General features: G+C 66.8%; 20 protein-coding genes. 11 read left to right on the top strand and 9 right to left on the bottom strand.

Going from position 1 to position 22232, the window contains the following annotated elements; genetic code table 11:
• Positions 1-83 precede the first annotated feature (83 nt).
• Complete coding sequence (locus OIE68_RS22315) at positions 84-428, top strand: hypothetical protein (protein ID WP_327101285.1); 345 nt, start codon at positions 84-86, stop codon at positions 426-428.
• A 357-nt stretch (positions 429-785) separates the two neighbouring features.
• A complete protein-coding gene (locus OIE68_RS22310) occupies positions 786-1295 on the top strand; it encodes a GNAT family N-acetyltransferase (RefSeq protein ID WP_327101284.1) in 510 nt (169 codons plus the stop codon).
• Between the two features lie 65 nt (positions 1296-1360).
• On the opposite strand, the gene OIE68_RS22305 is transcribed toward OIE68_RS22310, so the two are convergent.
• Positions 1361-2011 (bottom strand): amino acid-binding protein, encoded by a 651-nt coding sequence (locus OIE68_RS22305; protein WP_327101283.1) that lies wholly within the window; start codon positions 2009-2011, stop codon positions 1361-1363.
• 261 nt (positions 2012-2272) lie between these two features.
• On the opposite strand from OIE68_RS22305, the gene gatC reads away from it, so the two are divergent.
• Complete coding sequence (gene gatC, locus OIE68_RS22300; RefSeq protein WP_327101282.1) at positions 2273-2572, top strand: Asp-tRNA(Asn)/Glu-tRNA(Gln) amidotransferase subunit GatC; 300 nt, start codon at positions 2273-2275, stop codon at positions 2570-2572.
• Positions 2569-4095: an Asp-tRNA(Asn)/Glu-tRNA(Gln) amidotransferase subunit GatA gene (gatA, locus tag OIE68_RS22295; RefSeq protein WP_327101281.1), complete on the top strand. Its 1527-nt coding sequence runs from the start codon at positions 2569-2571 to the stop codon at positions 4093-4095. The genes gatC and gatA overlap by 4 nt, the downstream gene beginning before the upstream one ends.
• Positions 4096-4179: 84 nt before the next feature.
• Here gatA and OIE68_RS22290 read toward each other — a convergent pair whose 3' ends face one another.
• A complete protein-coding gene (locus tag OIE68_RS22290) occupies positions 4180-5025 on the bottom strand; it encodes an SDR family NAD(P)-dependent oxidoreductase (protein ID WP_327101280.1) in 846 nt (281 codons plus the stop codon).
• A 108-nt stretch (positions 5026-5133) separates the two neighbouring features.
• Here OIE68_RS22290 and OIE68_RS22285 point away from each other — a divergent pair, with 108 nt between their 5' ends.
• Positions 5134-5721: a TetR/AcrR family transcriptional regulator gene (locus OIE68_RS22285; RefSeq protein WP_327101279.1), complete on the top strand. Its 588-nt coding sequence runs from the start codon at positions 5134-5136 to the stop codon at positions 5719-5721.
• Between the two features lie 120 nt (positions 5722-5841).
• Here OIE68_RS22285 and OIE68_RS22280 read toward each other — a convergent pair whose 3' ends face one another.
• The 3 genes from OIE68_RS22280 to OIE68_RS22270 all read right to left on the bottom strand — a co-directional run bounded on the left by OIE68_RS22280 (position 5842) and on the right by OIE68_RS22270 (position 8540).
• Positions 5842-6288 (bottom strand): SRPBCC domain-containing protein, encoded by a 447-nt coding sequence (locus tag OIE68_RS22280; RefSeq protein WP_327101278.1) that lies wholly within the window; start codon positions 6286-6288, stop codon positions 5842-5844.
• 60 nt (positions 6289-6348) lie between these two features.
• Positions 6349-7674 (bottom strand): alpha/beta-hydrolase family protein, encoded by a 1326-nt coding sequence (locus OIE68_RS22275; RefSeq protein ID WP_327101277.1) that lies wholly within the window; start codon positions 7672-7674, stop codon positions 6349-6351.
• Between the two features lie 116 nt (positions 7675-7790).
• Positions 7791-8540 carry a hypothetical protein gene (locus OIE68_RS22270; RefSeq protein ID WP_327101276.1) on the bottom strand — a complete coding sequence of 250 codons (750 nt, stop codon included), beginning with the start codon at positions 8538-8540 and terminating at the stop codon, positions 7791-7793.
• Between the two features lie 168 nt (positions 8541-8708).
• Between OIE68_RS22270 and OIE68_RS22265 the strand changes: the two genes are divergently transcribed.
• Together OIE68_RS22265 and OIE68_RS22260 are read left to right on the top strand one after the other, a co-directional pair.
• Positions 8709-9941 carry a sensor histidine kinase gene (locus OIE68_RS22265; protein WP_419150731.1) on the top strand — a complete coding sequence of 411 codons (1233 nt, stop codon included), beginning with the start codon at positions 8709-8711 and terminating at the stop codon, positions 9939-9941.
• 149 nt (positions 9942-10090) lie between these two features.
• Entirely contained in the window at positions 10091-10756 is a 666-nt protein-coding gene (locus OIE68_RS22260) for a response regulator transcription factor (protein WP_327101275.1), read from the top strand.
• Here the strand turns inward: OIE68_RS22260 and OIE68_RS22255 are convergent.
• Complete coding sequence (locus OIE68_RS22255) at positions 10753-11658, bottom strand: hypothetical protein (protein WP_327101274.1); 906 nt, start codon at positions 11656-11658, stop codon at positions 10753-10755. The two genes, OIE68_RS22260 and OIE68_RS22255, sit on opposite strands and share 4 nt — an antisense overlap.
• 245 nt (positions 11659-11903) lie before the next feature.
• Here OIE68_RS22255 and OIE68_RS22250 point away from each other — a divergent pair, with 245 nt between their 5' ends.
• Positions 11904-14168, top strand: a complete 2265-nt coding sequence (locus tag OIE68_RS22250) for a serine/threonine-protein kinase (protein ID WP_327101273.1) — start codon at positions 11904-11906, stop codon at positions 14166-14168.
• Between the two features lie 57 nt (positions 14169-14225).
• Here the strand turns inward: OIE68_RS22250 and OIE68_RS22245 are convergent, their stop codons facing one another.
• The 3 genes from OIE68_RS22245 to OIE68_RS22235 all read right to left on the bottom strand — a co-directional run bounded on the left by OIE68_RS22245 (position 14226) and on the right by OIE68_RS22235 (position 17895).
• Complete coding sequence (locus OIE68_RS22245) at positions 14226-16718, bottom strand: ABC transporter permease (RefSeq protein ID WP_327101272.1); 2493 nt, start codon at positions 16716-16718, stop codon at positions 14226-14228.
• Positions 16715-17431, bottom strand: a complete 717-nt coding sequence (locus OIE68_RS22240) for an ABC transporter ATP-binding protein (RefSeq protein ID WP_327101271.1) — start codon at positions 17429-17431, stop codon at positions 16715-16717. The genes OIE68_RS22245 and OIE68_RS22240 overlap by 4 nt, the downstream gene beginning before the upstream one ends.
• Positions 17432-17505: 74 nt before the next feature.
• On the bottom strand, positions 17506-17895 hold the full coding sequence (locus OIE68_RS22235; protein WP_327101270.1) for a hypothetical protein: 390 nt from the start codon (positions 17893-17895) through the stop codon (positions 17506-17508).
• 158 nt (positions 17896-18053) lie between these two features.
• Here OIE68_RS22235 and OIE68_RS22230 point away from each other — a divergent pair, with 158 nt between their 5' ends.
• The 3 genes from OIE68_RS22230 (at position 18054) to OIE68_RS22220 (ending at position 22159) form a co-directional block, all read left to right on the top strand.
• Positions 18054-19427, top strand: a complete 1374-nt coding sequence (locus tag OIE68_RS22230; RefSeq protein ID WP_327101269.1) for a sensor histidine kinase — start codon at positions 18054-18056, stop codon at positions 19425-19427.
• Positions 19428-19465: 38 nt separating this feature from the next.
• Complete coding sequence (locus OIE68_RS22225) at positions 19466-20119, top strand: response regulator transcription factor (protein ID WP_327101753.1); 654 nt, start codon at positions 19466-19468, stop codon at positions 20117-20119.
• Positions 20120-20191: 72 nt separating this feature from the next.
• Positions 20192-22159, top strand: a complete 1968-nt coding sequence (locus tag OIE68_RS22220; protein WP_327101268.1) for a serine/threonine-protein kinase — start codon at positions 20192-20194, stop codon at positions 22157-22159.
• The last annotated feature ends 73 nt before the right edge of the window (positions 22160-22232 follow it).

Genomic DNA, 22232 nt, shown 5'->3' with positions numbered 1-22232 from the left:
CAATGCCCGATACGGCAGGAGCTATCTGGACGCGGCACGAGCAGCGCCCCGACTTGCCTGCCCGGACCAATAGCATGGGTGCCATGGTGCAGTTCGCGATGCTGGTGATCATGGTCGGCGCGGTGGTGGCGATGGTCATGCTCTACCTGCGTGGGCGCAATGGTTTCCGGCTGTCGAATCCGGAGTCGGGGACGCTGTACGTCACCGGGGTGAGTCCGCGGCCCGACGCGACCGGCGAGCAGTACGTGACCATTACCGGCAATCTGACCGGCCCGTCGGTGCCCGGCACCGTGGTGTACGGCCGCCTGGTGTGGGACGTGAACAACTGGCCTGCCATCGGGGATCTGATCCCGGTGGTCTACCCATCCGGCAAACCGGAACGCTGGCAGATCTCGCACCCGGGCGCGCGTCCGGGGCTCGGTTCCTGACCGACGTCGATGTCGTCGCGCACAGCGGGGTCAGTGACACGTCCATCCTCCGCTGGCTGTCATGTGCCGGAGCGCAGCCGGGTGACCTGAGTCCGTGCCTGCGGTCTACGACATGCCACTGCGTGGCGGCCCGACTGATGTGTCTCGGCCGCGGACCTGCGTGGCGAGTCTCGTCGGTCGGGGTCGTGTCGCGGCGGTGGTCCTGTGTCGGGTCGGCGGGCCTGCGTGGCGAGTCTCGTCGGTCGGGGACGTGTCTCCGCGGTGGTCCTGCATCGAGTCGAACGGCCTCCGCGGCGAGTCCGGTCGACCGACCGGGTTGTTTGGGAGTGGCCGCTCGAGCGGTGGGAGTATGCCGGTATGGATGTGCAGGACTCCCAGGTTGTCGTTCGCGACGCTCGCCCGGACGAATACGACGCCGTCGGTGACCTGACGGTCGAGGTCTATGTCGGCGAGGGCTTCGTGCGTCCCGGCAGCCCGTATGTCACCGAACTCGCCGATATCACCCATCGCGCGGGTGCGGCGCAGGTGCTGGTCGCGGTGCACGACGATCGGGTGGTCGGTTCGCTGGCGGTGGCTCGGCCGGGAACGCCATACGCCGAGATTGCCCGACCGGGGGAGTTGGAATTCCGGATGCTCGCCGTGTCGAAGTCGGCGCGGGGGCTCGGTGCGGGAACGGCGTTGGTGCGCACCGTCATCGAGACCGCACAGGCCGAATCCTTTGCCGCCGTGGTGCTTACCACGATGCCCGCCATGGTCGACGCGCGGCGGATCTATGACCGATTCGGTTTCGTCCCTGCGCCGGAACGGGATTGGAAGACCGATGCGGGTGAGTGGCTGTCAGTGCTACGACTGGATCTCCCAGCCTGATTATCCGACAGCGCCGACCGGTATCGGCCGAACGGCAACCGGCGCGGTCAGAAATTCGGGCGTCCTCAGCCCAGTACGGTCGCGACGATCCCCGCGAGGTAACCGAGCCGCGCCACCTCGGACGGGCGGAAGTCGGGCCCACCGGGGCGTCCGAGCAGCAGCACCTTGCCGGTATTTCCGAGCGGCGCCGCGGCCAGCTTCGTATCCATATCGCGCCAGATCTGCGGCACCCAGTCGCCCTCGGGATCCAGGACGGCGGGCTTCTCCAACGGCATCCACGGCGCCGAACCCGCCTGCGTCTGCGGCGCACTCTGGCTGCCGACGACGCGGTGGGCGCCCTGCGGCCCCATATCGATGATGGTGCTCCAGCCGACGCGCAGCACTCGCGGCACTCCGTCGACGAGCACCTGTAGCCGATCGTCGCGCGCACTCGCGACCTGATCGATCAGCTCGAGTTCGCGATGGGTGTCAAGTACACCGGAGTACGGGCGGATGGAGTCCACGTGCACATCGCCGATCGATTCGGCGGCGGTGATCAATGTGTCGGGTAGCGCACCCTGCGGCACCTCGACCACGAGATCGTCGACCGCGAATCCCGCGCCCCGCTCGACCACGTCGAGGGAGAGGATGTCGGCGCCGACAGAGCCCAGTGCGAGCGCGAGCGCACCGAGGCTTCCCGGTCGATCCGGAAGTTGCACGCGGAGCAGGTAAGACACGCGCGTTCCTTTCCTTGGCGGCCGAGGCTCTGAAACGAATACCCGGGTCACGCAATACTTACACCCACAAGTCCCGGTTATCGACTCGAAGTGCGGCCAGTGACGGATGCCACAGCGCGAATTCGCGCGGAAGCGGCGTGTCACGCTAGCCGGTGGGGTGTGTCGTTGCATGCGCGGCTCCTGTGAAAGTTGTGGAGTGGGGAGTCGCTAGGCTGTTCGGTGGCCGTTCACCAAGCTCAATCATGCCGAAAGGGGTCCGCGGTGCCCGCCATCTCCCGCGACGAGGTCGCACACTTCGCCCGGCTGTCCAGGCTCGCCCTGTCCGAATCCGAACTGGATCAGTTCGCCGGTCAGTTGGATTCGATCCTGAGTCACGTGCGGACCATCTCCGAGGTCGCCGCCGCCGATGTACCGGCGACCGCGTCGCCGAATCCGGCGACCAATGTGACGCGTCCGGATCAGGTCGTCCCGTGCCTCACCCCGGGCGAGGCGCTCTCGGGTGCCCCCGCGGTCGAGGACCAGCGGTTCCTGGTTCCGCAGATCCTGGGAGAGGGCGAATGAGTTCAGCATCGCGTAGTGATTCCGTGGGGGGTGGCGGTCGGGCGACGGGTGGGCGCGACCTGACCGCGCTGTCTGCCGCCGAGTTGGCGGCCGAGATCCACGGCCGCGAGGTGACCTCGGTGGAGGTCACCCAGGCGCATCTGGATCGGATCGCCGCCGTCGACGGCGAGTACCACGCATTCCTGCACGTGGCCGGTAACGAGGCGCTCCGCGCGGCCGCCGCGGTGGATGCCGCGCTCGCCGCGGGCGATGCGCCCGCCTCGCCGCTGGCCGGAGTTCCGTTGGCGCTCAAGGATGTTTTCACGACCACGGATATGCCGACCACATGTGCCTCGAAGATTCTCGAGGGCTGGGTCGCACCGTACGACGCGACGCTGACCAGCCGGTTGCGCGCCGCGGGCATCCCGATCCTCGGCAAGACGAATATGGACGAGTTCGCGATGGGCTCCTCCACCGAGAACTCGGCCTTCGGTCCGACTCGGAATCCGTGGGATACCACCAGGATTCCGGGTGGTTCGGGTGGTGGATCGGCGGCCGCACTGGCTTCGCATCAGGCGCCGCTGGCGATCGGCACCGATACCGGTGGGTCGATTCGGCAGCCCGCCGCGGTGACCGCGACCGTCGGCACCAAGCCGACCTATGGCACCGTCTCCCGGTTCGGTCTGGTCGCGTGCGCGTCTTCGCTGGATCAGGGTGGTCCGTGTGGGCGCACGGTGCTCGATACCGCGCTGCTGCACGAGGTCGTCGCCGGATACGACCCGCGCGACTCCACCTCCCGCAATGTGCCGGTGCCGCCGGTGGTCGCTGCGGCACGCCAGGGCGCCACCGGCGATCTGCGCGGCGTGAAAGTCGGTGTGGTGAAGGAGTTGCACTCCGACAGCTATCAGCCGGGCGTCATCGCATCCTTCGATGCGGCGGTCGGCGTACTGAAGGATTTGGGCGCCGAGGTTGTCGAAGTGTCTTGTCCGCACTTCGAATACGCGCTCGCCTCGTACTATCTGATCCTGCCGAGCGAGGTGTCCTCGAACCTGGCGCGCTTCGACGCCATGCGCTACGGACTGCGCGTCGACGACGACGGCAACCACAGCGCGGAGCAGGTCATGGCCGCGACCCGCGCCGCCGGATTCGGCCCGGAAGTCAAGCGCCGCATCATGATCGGCACCTACGCGCTGTCGGCCGGATACTACGACGCCTACTACGGTCAGGCGCTCAAGGTGCGCACGCTGATCGCTCGCGACTTCGACAAGGCCTATGAGCAGGTCGACGTCCTGGTCTCCCCGACCAGCCCGTTCACCCCGTGGAAGCTGGGTGAGAAGGTCGACGATCCGCTGGCGATGTACCTCTCCGACCTGTGCACCCTGCCCACGAACCTGGCGGGACATCCGGCGATGTCGGTGCCGTCCGGATTGAGCAAGGACGACGGGATGCCGGTGGGTCTGCAGATCATGGCTCCCGCCCTTGCCGATGATCGGCTGTATCGCGTCGGTGCGGCGTATGAGGCCGCGCGGGGTCCGGTCGCCTGAGAAGTTTTGACCTGAGCGCCCATTCCGGTTTCGATCATGCGGGACTCCGCGTGAACTCGACAGGATCGGGCGCTCAGGACATCCTTACGCGGGCCAGACGAACTCTGGGTCGGTGAGGTAGTCCTGGCGCCGCTGATCCAATGCCATCGCGACCATTTGGTGCGCGCCGGGGCCGATTACCTTGCGCACCGGCGGGTTCGGCATATTCACGAGCGCGATCAGTTCCGCCGCAGCGACTTCCGGGGCGGCTTCCACCCACTCGGGCTCGGCATCTGTTTCCGGCGGTGGGGCGGTCGGGTCCGGGGAGTCCGGCATGCCCAGGATGCCGGTGCGCAGTTCTTTGTACGCCGGGAGCGCCGTCGCGAACTTCATGCTCGACTTCGCCCAATCGGTATCGAAACCGCCGAGCTGTGCCAGCGTGACGTGAATTCCGAAGGGCCGCAACTCATCCGCGAGTGACGCGCCGAAACCCTCTAGCGCCCATTTGCTCGCGTTGTACATGCTGAAAAGCGGCAGGCTGCCGACCGCGCCGACGGTCGAGATCTGCACGATATGCCCGGCGCCCTGATTGCGCAGATGCGGCACTGCGGCCTGCGAAACCCACAGTGCGCCATAGAAATTGGTATCCATCTGGGCGCGGATCTCGGCTTCGGTCAGTTCCTCGACCGCACCGACCAAACCGTATCCGGCGTTGTTCACGATCACATCGATGCTGCCCGCGATCGCGAATGCCTTGTCCACCGTGGCGATCGCGCGGTCGCGGTCGCGAACATCCAAGGGCAGCACCGTCAATCGGCCGTCGTCGATATCGGCCATAGATCGTGGGTCGCGAGCGGTCGCGACAACGCGGTCGCCACCGGCGAGCGCGGCGAGCGTGAACGCTCGCCCCAGCCCGCGGTTCGCACCGGTGATGAACCAGGTTCTGGTCATTGTCGATCCTTTCGTCGCGAGACGCTCCGTCTCGTTTGACGACCATGCCAATCTGATTCCGTCTTGTCAAGACGAGACGGTTCGTCTCGTTTTTGGTACAGTCTCGTCATGGCCGAAACACCCAGCGCAGCGAGGCGCAGCGAACGTGCCCGCGCTGCGATTCTCGGCGCCGCCACCGAACTGATCCGTGAGCTGCCCTACGCGAAGTTGAGCGTCGAGGCCATCGCATCCCGCGCCGGGGTCGGCAAGCAGACGATCTACCGTTGGTGGCCATCGAAGGGGGCCGTCGTCTTGGACGCGATGCTCGAACTCTATTCGGGCCCGGATGGTCTCGTGCTTCCCGATACCGGCGACATCCGCGCGGACCTGCGTGAACTGCTCCGCGGCGCGATCGCCGAGCTCACCGACCCGAGTTTCGAGGCCTTCCTGCGGGCGATGTATATCGAGATCCAACAGGATCAGGAACTGGCCAGCGCCTACCGTGAGCGACTCCTGCTCCCACAGCGTGCCGCCATCGCCGAACGCTTGGCCGCTGCCGTTCGAGCCGGACAGTTGCGCTCCGATCTCGATTCGGACTTCGCGACCGATCTGCTCCTCGGTCCGATCCAATCCCGCTGGTCCCTAGGCCTTCCCGGTCTTACCGACTCCTATGCCGACGCCACCCTCGAAGCGGCGCTCGCGCACCTCGCGCCCTGACCTGGGTGATCGCGAGCACGCTTACCCGAAGATAAGCCGCCCGCAAGATCGGCGGCGAGATGACGCTCGAGGACAGGTGTGCGGCAGCCGCGCTGGGATTCTGGTACGGGAGGTGGGCGATCAGTGGGCGCGGAGAGATTCGGCTTGCTTCTGGATGCCTTCGGTCATGCCGGCGAAGCCGCGTTGGAGGCTTTTGCCGAGGGCGGCTACTACCAGGGGGCGCAGCCAGCCGCCGAGTTCGAAGTGGGATTCGTAGCGGGTTCGGTCGGGGCCGAGTGCGGTGACTCGGTGTGAGCGCAGGCTGTGCAGGGCGCCGAGGGGGACCGGCTTCATCGAGTAGCTGAGTTCGGTGCCCGGGGTGTGCGAGACCATCCATTCGCGCTGGCGGCGCGGGCTGGAGCCGGAGAGCGCGACCAGCATATCGATCGGTTCGCCGGGGACGAGGGTGCTGCGGCATTCGATGCAGAAGGGGTTCCACTCGCCATAGCGGGGCAGGTCGGTGATCACCTGCCACACCAGTTCCGCGGGGGCGTCGATTTCGACGGTGGCATCGATGACAAAGGGCATGGTTAGCAAATTAGAACATGTTCTATAGCTGATCAAGCCTCTCAGCAGGAGAGTCGCGGGTCAGCACGCGCCCATGGCGGTGCCCTGATCGGTGCCGTAGCGGTGACCGTGGCCCGGCGGCGCGTTCAGTGCAGCGAGCAGATCCGCGCTGGTCTGCAGGAAGCTGATCACCGGAAGCCATTGTGGCACAGGGGCATCCACTCGAACGTCGCGGAGCTCGGGTGCGCGCCACAGCAGCGACGGCGACCAATGCACCACCGGATCCGAGCTGTTGGCCAATACCGTCGCGCCCGCCCGATGAACCTGACCGGCGGGCGGACCCGCCCAGAGCGCCGCGCAGGTCCGACGGTCCTGGTCGGTGTCGTCGGCGAATATAGAACTCCCACCGAGCGCGCCGAGACTCTGCCCGTAGACGTAGAGCTCGGGCTTGTGGTCGAGCGTGTCGACGCGGCGCTCCACGGCATCGAACAGCGCTCGCGCATACGCGACCGCATCGTCGCGCCCGAAGACGAAGGTCACCCAACTGGGGGCGTAGGAATACTGCATCCCGACGAGTGCGACGTCACCGCCGAAGCGTTCGAAGAACCCGCGAACCGCATTCGCATCGATCCATCCGGACCCGGTCGGCACCGCGAGTACGATATTCGACCGCTCGAATCCGCCGGACCGTTCCAGCTCTCGAATGGCCAGGGCCACACGGGAATCGAGATCGGGTGCGGAGTCGAGTCCGACGTACACCCGGATCGGTCCGGCGGGCGATCCGGTGACGAACTTGCGTCCCTCCGCGCCTAATGAAGGCCAGCTGACCGCAGATTCGGCGCTCCCGGACCGAACATACGAAACCGGTTGCACCAGTGAGGGGTCGATCGTCGCATTGGTGGCGGCATAGGCACTGCGTCGCCAATCGACAACCGCGGGTACCCCGACGAGGTAGAGCACCGACACGGCCGCCATGCCGACCGTGATACTGCGCGCCAAACCCAGCTTTCGGGCGAACCATCCGGTCGCGCGGAAGACTCCGGCGACAACGCCCACAATCGCTACGGATACGAGCGCCCAGCGCAGCCAATAATCCGGACCGATCAACGCCGTATCCATCGCCGTACGCAACCGGTTCTGCCAGTGGGTTGCCTGCACGACCATGCCGACGACCGCGAGCACGGCCGAACCGAGCAACAGCGTGCGGAATCGATCCATTCGACGATTGATATCGAAATCCCAGTGCCGCGACGCAAAGCGAAGAACTCCCGCGACGGCCAGCGCAACTGCGGCAAGCAGCCCGGTCAATATCGCCTGGGCGCTCGGTGTGCGTGGAAGCAGGCTGGGGGCCAGGGATATCGAGGTGCCGATACCGATTCCGAGCGTCGTGCCAATTCGCGGCCGCACAGCATAGCGAAACCCTTTGGTGACGAGCGTCTTCCATCTATTCCCTGGTCCAGGTGAAATGCTCGGGCTGCCCGCATCGTTCCGGGTAGAAACCGGTCTGGTCGCGGTCAACGTGCTCATGCCTGAACCCCCAGAGCACCAATGCGATTCGAAGCTCGTACCGAAGAACGACGTCGATCCCGCGCATCGGCAAGCCGCCGCCTGACGGACGGCAGGAACCCGGCCGCCCCGAGCCCGACCAGACCGCCACCGACGATCCACCCGCTATTCCCGGAATCTTCTGCCTCGAACGCAGATTCGACAACCGGCACGCCATAGTCCTGTCGCCGCGAATTCAGGTCGACGAACGTATTCGCGATGCTCGCCATCGCATTGCACCGAGCCCGCGAGAACCCGTCCTCCCGAGCCACGCACGCCTCGTGCATATGCACAGCCAGCGTCGCATCCAGCGCCTGCCTGGCCCACCCGCCCAGCGGCTGACCCTGCGCGTCCGCATAGCGCAGCAGGTCATACCCCAAATCATGTGCCTTACAAGCGGTCTCGAACTCGCCGGGCAACGTCACCGGCGACGAGCACTCCCCACCCGGATTGGCCAGCAGCCCATCGACAACAGCAGGCCGATAACCGAACCGCTCCGCGAAATCGGCGGGAATCACGTCGACCGACCCCGGCTCGCCCGAGGTCAGGCCGACCACAGCGGCGCCGGCCGACGCATTCTCCGCCGGCCGCTCGACGGTGACGGCATGCGCCGCGGGCGCCAGCATGATGGTGGCCGCCATGGTGGTCAGTGCGGCCGCTGTCAGTGCGGCACAGCGTCGTGCGATGGATTGAGTTCGGGCGCCGGCATCGATGGTCGGTGTGCTCATGGTGCTCGACTGTAGGAATCCATCCCGCAACGCCACCTCACGCCGCGGAGCGGTTTCCCGGCCCGTGCCGCCGGGGGAGCGCACGCGAGTCCTCCCACTCCGGTACTGGACCGGAATTCACCCGTGGGTATGAGGACCCGACCGCTCGGGCTTCCTACTGTCGTAGCCATGAGGGAAAAACGTCGTAGCTGGATCAAGGGGATGAACGCGCGGATGTGGTTCGACGCGTTCACCGTGCTGCTCGCGGTGATCTTCTACGCCGTCGCGTGGCCGACCCTGCATCTCACCCATGACGTACCGGTCGCGGTGCAGCCGTTCATCGCCGCACTCGCCGCGTTCCCTATCCTGCTGATCCGGCTCAACCCGTCGCTGGGCTGGGCGATATCAGCGGGCTCGGCCCTGCTCATCGCCCTGGCCATCCCGAATCAGCCGGACAATGAGATCCCGATCCAGGTCGTGCACATCCTGTGCCTGTTCGCGCTGCTGTTCGCGGTGGCCCTGCGCGCCGCGGTCCCGATCGTCGCGGTCGCCTGGGGTGCGACCTCGCTGCTGCTGGCAACCACGATGACCAGCGACGGTGACATCTCCGGCGGCGCGTGGGCCTGGCCGATCGCCTTCGCCGCCGTCGTGCTGTTCGCGATGCTGGTGCGCTGGCTGATGCAGTCGCGCAAACAGTTGCTGGCCCAGGAGGAGGAGAACGAACTGGAGCGCGCCCGGCGCGCCATCCTCGAGGAGAAGGCTCGCATCGCCCGCGACCTGCACGATGTCGTAGCCCACCACATGTCCCTCGTCGTGGTGCAGGCCCAGACCGCGCCCTATCGGGTCGAGGGCGTGACTCCCGCCGCTCGCGCGGAATTCGAATCCATCGGTGCGACCGCCCGCGAGGCATTGAACGAGATCCGCGGCATGCTCGGTGTGCTGCGCAGCGACGGTCAACTGCCCGAACACGCACCGCAACCGAAGGCCGCCGATGTGCTCGGCCTGTTCGAGGGCGCCCGCCGCGCCGGTGTGCGCATCGACTGGACCGTCGACGGACTGCTGGATCCGGTCCCGGATACGGTCGGCCTCGCGCTGTACCGGATCGTCCAGGAGTCGCTGTCCAACGCCTCCCGGCATGCCCCGGGCGCACCCGTGCAGGTAGCGATCGTGATCGGCGCCGACGCGCTGCAGCTGTGCGTCGGCAATGCCCTGAGCGCCACCGTGGCCCGCCCGGTCGGTAACGGTGGTCACGGCATCGCGGGCATGCGTGCACGTGCACTCGCGGTGGGCGGCGAGGTAGCGGCGGGTCCGCGTGCGGACGGCGGTTTCGAGGTCCGGGCCCGGCTGCCGATCGCTCCGGCGTCCGGCGCTGCGCTGGACTCGGCGATGATCACCACGGTGACTGCCGCCGAAGACATCTGAGCATCCTGCTTCCTGAAAATTTCCGCAGGGCAATTGATTTCGAATGGACATGGCTATCTCGTCGGGTACGCCCAAACTTGCCGTGCGCCTGAACGCGACGCAGGTGGCACCCAACTTGTCTGGCCTGAGTAGGCGGATAGGCTCTGTTGGTGGCAATTACCGTTCTGATCGCCGACGACCAGGCCATGGTGCGTCAGGGTTTCGGCGCCCTGCTCGCCGCCCAATCCGATATCAGCGTGGTCGGTGACGCGCCGGACGGAAAGGTCGCCGTCGCCGAGGCCAAGCGGCTGCGCCCGGATGTGGTGCTGATGGATGTGCGCATGCCGGAGATGAACGGACTCGACGCCGCGCGTGCCATCCTCGCCGCCGGTTTCGACCCGCCGGTGCGGGTGCTCATGCTGACCACCTTCGATATCGACGATTACGTCTACGAGGCGTTGAGCATCGGCGCCAGCGGATTCCTGCTCAAGGACGCGCCCGCCGAGGAGTTGGTGCGCGCGGTGCGCGTGGTCGCCGACGGCCAGGCTCTGCTCGCCCCGACGGTCACCCGCCGCCTGATCGCCGATGTCACCCGCCGACGCACCGCGAGCCGCGTCAAACCCACACCCGCGCTGGCGTCACTGACTCCGCGTGAACGCGAGGTGCTGGAGTTGATCGCCAAGGGCATGTCCAATACCGAGATCGCCACCGCGCTGTTCGTCGCCGAGCAGACCGTGAAAACCCATGTCTCCAAGGTATTTTCGAAGTTGAATCTGCGTGACCGCGCGCAGGCGGTCGTACTCGCCTACGAATCAGGTCTGGTCACTCCGGGCTAGCGCGGCTGCTGCTGGCACTTACCGCCGTTGAGATCGTCGAGGTGTCGCGACAGCAGCCGGGCCAGCCGATCGAGCAGGGCGGTCGCATCCTCGAAGGTGCCCGAATCCGCCTGTGCCGCAAGCGCGACCGCGACACCGCCGGATCGGGTCGGCACGATGCCGAACTGGCGGACCGTGTAGACGCCGGTTTCGTCGTCGGGCCCCCAGCCGCCCTTGAATTCGGTGCCCTCGATGGTGCCGAGGCCCCAGCGCTGTTCCGGCGTGATCTGTTCCATCAGCTCGACCACCGTGGCGGACTCGGGGAGGCAGGGCAGCTGTGAGGCGAAGCGCACCTGATTCGCGAGTGTCCATTCGGTCGCGCCGAATGCGTTGTAGTCCAGACTGGTCTTCGGTCCGTACACATTGGTCAGCGCGTCACCGGCCTCGTCGAGGACCCCTTGGACCGCCCGCGCGGCCTCTTCGCCGTCGCCGAGTGATTCCCAGAGCGCTTCTGCCGCATCGTTATCCGAGACGGTGATCGCCTCGTGCGCGTATTCGACGACGCCGGTCGGATCGTGCCGCAGCGCCGCGATGGCCAGCGGCACCTTGATGGTGGACCAGGCGACGCCGCTGGTCCAGTCGCCGAAGATGGTCATCCGGCCGCCGCCGACCGGCATGATCGCCATCCCGACCTGCCCGAGCAGATTGGGCTGCAGCTGGGTGAAATCGGCGGCCAGCGAATCGGGCCGCGAGATCGACCAGCCGGGATGCCAGGAACCGGGCCGTTCGACGGGGAGCGTCGGTTCCGCGGGTGCGTCGTGGGTGCTGGGTAAGAGGGAACAGGAGGTGAGTGTGACCAAAACCGTGAGTGCCGCGCCGCGCAGCGCCACCCGATAATTCACCATCGTTCTTGTAGACCTCATCGCCGCGTTCTCCCCACCACCACAACCTGACACCCGTTGTTCCATCGGCGGTGCGAAAAACATCCTCGTCACACCCGTCCGGTCGGTGACCGGACGTCGCGCGATCAGCACCGAGTCATGCCAGGAGCCGACACGGTGCTGACGCCCTGTTGATAGTTTCGCCGATTTTCCCGGAGAATTCGAAACAGCGTGGCCAAGGGGCTACCCGGTAGGCTCACAACTCTGTTTACGCGCTCGGACGACCGATGTCCGAGGGCCGCAGTCACCTGAAGGGGGTCGCGTTGCTGAACAGCGGTGAGGTGTTCGCCGGGTTCACCGTGGAGCGGCTGCTCGGCCAGGGGGGCATGGGCTCGGTATACCTGGCCAGACACCCTCGCCTCGGTAAGCAGACGGCGCTGAAGCTGCTGAATCGGGAGCTGTTCACCGACGCCGAGGTGCGTGCGCGCTTCGATCGGGAGGCCGATCTGGCCGCGCATCTGGACCACCCGAATATCGTCGCCGTCTACGACCGCGGCTCCGAGGACAATCAGCTCTGGATCTCCATGCAGTACATCGACGGCGTCGACGCGGCGACCGTCGACCCGATGACACTGCCGCCGGAGCGGGCGGTGCAGATCATCGAGGGTGTCGCGGCGGCACTGGATTACGCGCACGGCATGGGTGTGCTGCATCGGGATGTGAAGCCTGCCAACTTCCTGCTGGCTCGTTCCAGCGGTGGGCAGGGCGAGCGGGTATTCCTGACCGACTTCGGTATCGCCCGGTTGCGTGAGGACTCCACGCACCTGACCCAGACAGGCATGTTCAGTGCCACCCTGTCCTATGCCTCGCCGGAGCAGATGACCGGCGCCAAGCTGGACAACCGCACCGATCAGTACTCGTTGGCGTGCGCGCTGTACTGGCTGTTCACCGGCATGGCGCCATTCGACGCGCCCGATCCGAACGACATCATCCGTGGGCATCTGCAACATGTCGCCGCGCCATTGGCGACTCGACGCCAGGGTTTGAATCCCGCGCTGGACGGGGTGCTTGCCAAGGCGATGGCCAAACGTCCCGAACATCGGTACGCGACATGTGCCGAGTTCGCCGCCGCGGCCCGCAAGGCATTGACCGCGCCGCCGGTTGCCGCCGTGCAGGGGAATCCCGGCTTTCCACCGGTGTACCCGGGGCAGGCGGTTGGATCCGCCCCGCCCGCACCAGGATTCGGTGCGGATCAGGCCGCCTCGGCGCAGTCCGCGCAGGCGGTCGGGCCCGCTGGATATGGTGCGCCGCAGGCCTATCCACAGGCGCAGCAGCCGGGGGTGCCGACGGGATATCCGGCGGCACCTGCGCCGCAGCCTGGTGTACCGGCCACGCAGGGGCCACCACAGGCTGGGGCGTATCCGGCGGCTCCACCTCAGCCTGGTGTACCGGCCACGCAGGGGCCACCACAGGCTGGGGCGTATCCGGCGGCTCCACCTCAGCCTGGTGTACCGGCCACGCAGGGGCCACCACAGGCTGGGGCGTATCCGGCGGCTCCACCTCAGCCTGGTGTACCGGCCACGCAGGGGCCACCGCAAGCTGCGGCGTATCCGGCGGCACCGCAGCAGGCAGCTCCGCCTCAGCAGGGGCCACCGCAGGCGCAGGGCCAACCGATGCAGGGCGCGCCGGTACAGGGCCAACCAATGCAGGCCCCAGCGGTGCAGGGCTCGCCGATTCCGGGCCAGCCGACTCAGGGGCCGTCGATACAGGGCCAGCCGACGCAGCAGCCGCCGTCCGCGATGCCGCCCGGTGCCGCGCCACCCTCATTCGGGCCGAATGCCGTTGGCCCGCAATCGACTCCGGACCATGGCCGGAGTACGGCCGTGCTGGTCGGCTGGATCGTCGTCGGCATCGTGGTCGCGGTGATCGCCGTAATGGGCACGCTCGTGGTCGTCGGCTGGGAGTCGGAAGGCCCGCCCGATGCCGCCGTGCCGCCACCCGTTACCTCCATGACAGCGGCAGCTCCGTCCGACGCACTTGCCAAGAGCCGCAGGCTTTTTCCGAATCTGGTGCCGCAGGGCAAAGACGATTTCGGCGAGGCCTATCAAGATGCGCGTTGCATGGCCTCGGAGGCCGGAGAGCCGCTGGGGATCGAGGACGAACTCTTGAAATCCAGCCCCTGGATCACCGCATGGGAGTGCCATCGCGAAACCCTGGCCGCCACGCAGATGAGCTACACCATCCTCGAATACGCCTCCGCCGCCGACGCCCGAGCCGTGGTCCAGGCACTACCCGCGAATGTCGCAACAGCCGGTAAGAAAAGCGGAATCCCGGTCAACACCCACCGCTGGGTCGTCGAGGATCCGCCGGGCCCGCTCCAGCCGTTCTACCACACAGCCAAACTGGTAGTGAGTTTCGAATCCGACCCGGTCCGCTCGAATTTCCTGGTGTACGTGAGCAACCACGGCACCGCCGGAGGGGTACAAACCGTCCCGCCGACCCCCACGGCCCAGGACGCACTCACCGCATGGTGGGACGCAGCACCGCTGTAATCGCTTGCCGAACAAACCAATCGGGCTGTCGCATGTGATGCGGCAGCCCGATCGAACTCAGTCGACCGCCAACGCCTCCACGATCGGCATCCGGGCCGCACGCAACGCGGGCGGGATCGATCCGAGCAGCGCCAATGCCAGTGCGACGGTGCCGTATACCAGCAGCATCGGGCTCGGCTGGTACGTGATGTCGATTGTCAGCGCGCGCCCGACGGCGACGGTCGCCAGATACTGGATCGCCGCGCCGACCGCGAGACCTATTGCCGCGCCGATGAATCCGATGCCGACGGCCTCGGCGAGCACCGAGCGCAGCAGGAATTTGCGGCTGGTGCCCATGGCCCGCAGTACGCCGAGTTCGCGGCGGCGTTCCAGGACCGAGAGCATCAGGGTGTTCAGCAGTGCCACGGTGGCCACCAACACCACGATCCACAGAATGGCGTAGCTGATCGCCGAACCCTGCCGCAGGCTGGAGGAGATGGCGACGACCGCCTGCGCGCCGGTGTCGACGTGGATATCCGCGGGCACCACGCGCCGCACGGCAGCCTGCACCGCCGACTTGTCCACGCCCGGTTGGAAATGCACCGCGAGCACGGTTTCTCCCGGTCGCTGATACCACGCGCGCATCTGGTCGAGATTCATCACGACCACACCCGAGATGGCCGAGATATACGGAATCACGTCCAGCACCCGCACGGTGTGGTTGCCGGTCGGGGTCGGCAGGGTCAATTCGGCCCCTGCGTCGACGCCGAGCGATCGCGCGACATCCCGAGATATCGCCACGCCGTCCCCGGCGGCCAAGTGGACCATGACTTCTCGACTTACCGAGCCGGTCTCGGATTCGTCCGCGTCGCTCGGATACCCCTGCAACATCACCCGCCCGGTGCCGAGGGTGGCGAAGGCCATCTGCGCGGGCCCGACCTCCTCGACCCCGGGCACCTCGGCGATCTTCTCGCGTAATCCATTGGGCAGCAACGGACCCGTCGGGAACTGCTCCATCGAGCTGGTGCTGACGAACAGATCGGTGTCGCTGAAGCCCGCGAAGGAGGCGGTGGCCGAATCGACCATATTGCGCGAGCCCCCGCCCATCGCGACGGTGGCGGCTACGCCGATCATCACCGTCATCGCGGTGGCCCAGACCCGCCGCGGTGCGCGTTCGACGGTGGTGGCCCCGAGCGTGCCCGGCGCGCCGAAGCGTCCGGCGATTGCCGCGGCGGCCCGCACGATCGGTCCGGTGGCAGCGAAGCACAGCGTCACCGCCCCGGCGAACGACATCGAGATCGACGCCAGCGACATGCGGCCCAGATCGGCCTCGGCAATGACGATCGCGCCGACGATGAGGCCGACGCCGAGCACGATCGAGGTCCAGCGCAGTGCCGCACTCGTCGTATCGGTGCGCGCCACCCCCACCGGCGCCAGCGCCTCGATCGGTTCGACCTTGTACACCTGGCGCGCCGCGATGGCGGCCGCCAGCACACTGGCCACCACGCAGGCGCCGATCGCCACCGGAATCGCGTACCCGGGCACCATATATTCGGTGCGCGCCTCCACCGATTGCATGATGGCGGTGGGAAGTTTGTCGATCGCGACACCACCCATGGCGGCGCCGACCACCGCGCCACCCAGCCCGCCGAGCACGCCGAGCAGCGCCGCCTCGACCAGCAGATCACGCACCATCGGCCCGCGTTTGCCGCCGATCGCCCGCAGCATGGACAACACCGGCCTGCGCTGGGCTACCGCCATACTCATCGCGTTGTAGATCAGGAATGCCGAGACGATAAGGGCGGCCGCCGAGGCCATGAGCGTCGAGTACCGCACGATCTGGATGGCGCCACCGGCCTGTGCGGTGCGCAGCCCGGGATCGGCGACCACGGCGCGTCCGTCGACCACCTTGGTCAGCGTCTCGCGCAACTGGCCGACATCGGTGCCATCGGCCGCGATGATCTGAATCGAGTCCAGCCGCCCGACGCGGTCGGTGAGTTTCTGCGTGAGCCCGAGCGGGGCGGCAATGATGTGGCCACCGTTGAGCTGCTTGGAGGTCTTCTTGTCGAGAACCGCTGCGACAGTGACGGTTCCAGAACCGAGCGCGAACTGTTCCCCCTCGGCGCGTCCCATCCCGGATCCGACCAGGACACCGTTCGGCACGCCGAGCAATTTGCTCGCCTGCGCGGCCATCGGCCCGCCCAGATCGCTGCCGAGTGCGGTAATGCTGGTGTCGGCGCCGATCAGCAGCGCCTTATCGGCGCCCGATCCGACCTGCGCGCGCAACATCGGCACCGCCTTGTCGACGCCGGGTGTGGTCGCGATGCGTTGCAGTTCCTGCTGATCGAATCCCGCGTCGGTGATCCCGGTGACCTCCAATACCGCCTTGCCGCCGAGACTGCGGGTGAGCCGGTCCACCGAACCGGTGACCGAACCGGAGATGCTGAACACCGCGACCAGCAGCGATGCCGAGATGGACATCACCGTCAGTGACATGAGGGTGCGGCCGCGGTGGGCGAGCAGTTCACCGATATTGAACAGCCGCAGCCGATCCCATGCCGCGCCGATCATGCGCGCACCGTCCGCGTGGCGATATCGACCTTGTCATTGGAGCCGATCTGCCCGTCGCGCAACGTGATCACCCGGTCGCAGTATTCGACGGCGCCCATATCGTGGGTCACCATCACCACCGAATTTCCGTTGCCCGCAATATCGCCGAGCAGTTTCAGGACGGACGCACCGGTCTTGGAATCCAGATTGCCGGTCGGTTCGTCGGCCAGGATGAGCGGCGGATCCATGATCAATGCCCGCGCCACCGCGACGCGCTGCATCTGACCGCCGGACAATTCGGCGGGCCGATGGGCTGCCCGCTCGCTCAGCCCGACCAGGTCGAGCAGTTCCAGTGCGCGCGGCTTGGCCTTACGCAATCCGGTGCCGTCCAACAGCTTCGGAATCGCGACATTTTCCCAAGCGGTGAGGGTCGGCAGCAGATTGAAGAACTGGAAGATGAAACCGACACGGTGGCGGCGGAATTCGGACTGCCGCTCGTCGTCGAGGCCGCCGATCTCCTCACCCCGAAAGCGGATCGACCCGGAGTCGGGGGTATCGAGTGCGCCGAGCAGATGCAACAGCGTGCTCTTACCCGAGCCGGACGGCCCGATGATCGAGGTGAATTCACCGGATTCGATGCGCAGGCTGATGCCGTCCAGTGCGCGTACCGCCTGTTCGCCGACGCGATATTCCTTGGTGATATCCGTCAGTTCCAGCATGGCCTGGTCCGACATGGCGGTCCCCCACCCTCTTTCTCAACTATTCGATCTCGGTCGATTGTGTCGCACCGCAGTGTCGCACCGGCGCGCTACCGCGCCATCGCCTCGGTTGCCTGAACTCGGCGGCGATATTGCGCGTCGAGCACGGCGCGCAGGACCGGTTGTTCGGCGGCGAGTTCGAGATAGGCCTCGACCGCGGATTGGCCCTGCACCAGCGCCTGGTCCAATTTCGCGTCGAGATGGATATTCCACCGATATCGCAACGCGAGCAAGAGGCCCTCCGCTCCGCCGAACAACCGGTCCAGTTCCGGGATCTCCGCGAACAGGTCGGGACTGGCCGGATCGATAGCCGCGCGGGTGAGCACGGTGCGCACGATCTCGGTTCGACGGTGATGATCTTCCCATCCATTGCGACTGTTGTGTCGCTCGAAATGATGGCCGTAGCGATTGCTTGCAGGTCGCTCGAAATGATCGGACATGGCATATGCCCTTCCGTGTTTTGGTAGATCTCACGCTACGGACAACGAAATACGGTGTCTTCGTGCCAGGGACGCGAATCGATCTCCTACCGCGGTAGGAGCCGCGGCCCGCTCCGAGCACGATGCACCGGCCCCGACCTGGCGGTTAGCCTTACAGGATGGATGTGACCCACGCCATCGCGTCGTCGGCGGGCGCCCAACCGGCGATACCGTTCCGCGAGAGTGGGCGCGTCCGGGATCGGTTCGTTGCCTTCGTACGCAACCCGGTCGCGGTCTTGCGCCGCAATCTCGAAGAGTTGCCGTTCGACTACCCGCCCTCGGTAATGATCAGCGCCGATGCGGCTCTGCTGGTGGTCGGTGTCGGCGCGGTCGTTCAGCGGCACGAATATTTTCCGACCGCGCTGCCGATTCTGGCGCTCGTCCTGGTCTTCCTCTCGGTGCCGCTGTTCTGCTTCTTCGGTGTGACGCCGAGCCCGATTCTGCTCGCGGTCTCCGGCCTGGTCGCGACGGCGATCATGCTCACCCAGCCGGTGTCGTCCGACTTCTCGCCGTTCATCCTGGTGGTGATGGTGGGCGAGGTCGCGGCCATCGTGCGAAAACGTTTCAGCGCCTTGTTCGCGGTTGTCGCGGTGCTCGAGTTGATGGCCTTCGACGCCGCCGGTCACCTGATGTGGAGCGTGTCGGGTCAGCGATTGCAGGGCCTGCAGATGTACATCGTCGGGATCGCGCTCGGCTGGCTGGTCGGCGTGATGCTGCAGTACCAGCGCAAATTCCTCTATCAGGAACGCGAGAGTCAGCAGATCCGGGCCGAACGCGCCGCCGACGCGGAGCGCAGCCGGATCGCCCGCGAGGTGCACGATGTCATCGCGCATTCGCTGAGCATCACCCTGCTGCATCTGACCGCCGCCCGGCACGCGCTGCAGACCGACCGCGACGTGGACGAAGCGGTAGACGCACTGGTCGATGCCGAGCGACTCGGCAGGCAGGCTATGGCCGATATCCGCCGAACCATCGGTCTGCTCGATGCCCGGCCGTCCAAACTCGTTCCGGAGCCCGGCATCCGCGATATCGATGATCTGGTCGGTGATTTCGCCGGGGCAGGATTGGATGTTCGATACACCCGTACCGAGGATCTGTCCGCGGTATCCGCAGCGGTCGGGCTCGCGCTCTATCGGATCGGCCAGGAGTCCCTGGCCAATGTGATCAAACACGCGCCCGGCGCGACCGCGACCGTGCTGTTGGAGGTGGACTCGTCGGTGGCCCGGCTCATCGTGAACAATTCGCTGCCCAAGGGATTGCCGCCGGATCTGGGCGGCGGGATGGGACTGTCAGGTATGCGCCAGCGCGCCGAACTGCTCGGTGGCCGCATCAAGACCGGTCCCTACGACGACGGCTGGATGGTGCGAGCCGAATTCCCGCTCAGCGGCGCGCGGGCCTGGTCGATGTCGTGCGGTCTGCCCGACGTGATCCACGGGGCCGCGAGTGCCGTGCGTGACATGCGGCGCGACGGTGCGGTGGGGGAGGGCGCGTGACGACAGGGGCTGCGGCCGGTGGCGAGAAGACGGTCACCGTGCTGGTCGTCGACGATCAGGAACTCGTCCGCGGCGGGCTGCGGCGCATCCTGCGGCGGCGCGACGGTTTCGTGGTCATCGAATGTGCCGACGGCGATGAAGTGCCCGCCGCGATCGCGGCCAACCGACCCGATGTCGTGCTGATGGATCTGCGCATGAAGCGCGTCGGCGGCATCGACGCGACCCGCATGCTGCGTGCGCGCGACGGTGCGCCGCCGGTGCTGGTGCTCACCACCTTCGACGACGACCAGCTGCTGTCGGGTGCGCTGCGGGCCGGGGCGGCCGGATTCATCCTGAAGGATTCGCCCGCCGAGGATCTCATCCGGGCCGTCCGCACGGTTGCCGTCGGCGGGGCCTGGCTGGACCCGTCGGTCACCGGTCGAGTGCTCTCCGCATACCGTACGGTTCGCCCTGCCGTCACTCGCGACGCCAGCCGACTCTCCGAACTCACGGCACGCGAGTACGAGGTGCTCGAATTGATCGGGCGTGGGCGCGTCAATGCCGAGATCGCACGAGATCTCGGGATCTCGGAAGTCACCGTCAAGAGCCATGTCGGACATATATTCGGCAAACTGGAGCTGCGGGATCGGGCTGCCGCGATCGTGTTTGCGTTTGACCACGGGGTGGTCGCACCAGGACAATCCACAGGCTGACGGGCAGCCGGATCGCGCATACCCGGAGCTGGTGATGGGCGATCTTTGCCCGGGATGTGGAGGAGTGACGGGGTGGACGGACCTGGATGGAGAGTCGGCAGTCGGTTCGGGCCGTATGAGCTCAGAGCGCTGCTCGGCAAAGGGGGTATGGGCGAGGTCTACGAGGCGTACGACACGGTGAAGGACCGCGTGGTCGCGGTCAAACTGCTGTCCGACGAACTCGCCAGGGACCCGGTCTACCAGGTGCGCTTCCGTCGCGAATCGCAGGCGGCGGCCCGGCTGGCCGAACCGCACATCATCCCGATCCACGACTGGGGCGTGATCGACGGTGTGCTGTTCATCGATATGCGGCTGGTGCCCGGCACCGATCTGCGTGAGATCCTGCGCAATCAGGGGCCGATGAGCGCCGAGCGTGCGATCGGCATCATCGAGCAGATCGCGGCCGGTTTGGACGCCGCGCACGCCGACGGTCTCGTGCACCGCGATGTGAAACCGGCCAACATCCTGGTCACCGAGGCGGATTTCGCCTACCTGGTCGACTTCGGCATCGCCCATATCGAGGGCGACAGCGCGGTCACCCAGGCGGGTACGGCCATCGGCTCCTACACCTACATGGCCCCCGAGCGATTCGATTCCGGACCGGTTACCGGGCGCGCCGATATCTACTCACTCGCCTGTGTACTGCACGAATGCCTAACCGGGGCAACACCGTTCCCGGCCGGGAGCATGAGTCTGCTGATCCGGTCGCACCTCACCGAGGCGCCGCCGCGACCGAGCGTGCAGCGACCGGGAGTTCCCGCGGCGATGGACGAGGTGATCGCCCGCGGCATGGCCAAGGAGGCCGCCGATCGTTTCCCGACCGCGACGGATCTGGCGCGCGCGGCCAGGGCCGCACTCGGCACCGCGCCCGCAGCGAATACGCCGACCTTGATCGTGCGGCCGCCCGATCCGTCGCGCGGGCCGTCGGATCAGGCTGTGGTGCACCGCAGTCCGGCGTCGCCCGCGGAGTCGACGGGAACGATTCCGGCGGTGATCCATCCGACCGGGCCGACGGTGGTCTCGCCCGCCGATCTGCAGTTCACGCCGTTGCCGCCGCAGCAGCCCGCCGGTCCGCCGTTCGGGTCGCCCGGTCGGCCGGTGCGGCCGTTTCCGGATGCGCATTTGTACGAGGAGTCGCCACCGGAGTTTCCACAGCACTTGCCGTCACCGCGGTACCCGGGTGATCCGGCGGCTCCGACGACTCAGCGGTATCCGGAGTCGCATTACCCCGAAGCGGGGTACCCGGAGGCTCGATACCCGGCGCGGCAGTATCCAGAACAGTATGGCGCGCAACAGGATTCGTCCGCTCCGGAAACGCGCCGGGTCCCGTTGCCGGAACCCTTCTCCGGCACACCGCCATTCGAGCCGCCGCGAGGTCCCGCCCATGCGGCGCCCAACCCGTACCGGCCGTCGCCGCAACCGGCCGAGTATTCGCCGCAGGGCTATGCCGAACCCGACTACGAAAATGATTACTACGCGCAGGATCCCGCGGATCCGTATCAGCGGGATCGATCGGTCATGTTGCCGATCATGGTTACCGTCTTCGTCATCGTGGTGCTTGCGGTCGGCGGTGCCATCGGCTGGCAGGTGCTCGGCTCCGGTAAATCCGGGGATGCGAATGTGCAGGCGGGTGCGCAGGTGACCACGACGGCCGCCATCGGCACCGCCGGCGGTTCGACCACGTCGCCGTCGACCTCGACCACCAAGGCCGCACCCACCTCGGTCACCCTGCCCGCGGGCGCGACGAACTGCACGAACGGCCAACCCGTCGCAGGCAGCTTCACCCAGTCGGCTACCGGATCCTCGGTCACCAGCTGCGGTTTCGCGGAAGCGGTTCGCAAGGCCTACGCCGAATCCGCCGCCACGAACGTCTCGCGCTCATCGCGCTCGGTAGTGGCGGCAAGTCCAGTCACCGGCCGGAGCTACACAATGAACTGCGTCGCCGACGGACAATTGGTTACCTGCACCGGCGGTGAAAACGCGGTGGTCTACATCTACTGACACCGAAAACGCAGATTCTGCCTACTCCCCAGGAAACCTTCGACGACTTCGCCACCTGGTCGACCTGTCCGGC

It is taken from the genome of Nocardia vinacea (genome assembly GCF_035920345.1).
GTDB lineage: Bacteria > Actinomycetota > Actinomycetes > Mycobacteriales > Mycobacteriaceae > Nocardia > Nocardia vinacea_A.
The sequence above is the reverse complement of the archived record's forward strand: the minus strand, read 5'-3'. Positions and strand labels throughout refer to the sequence as shown.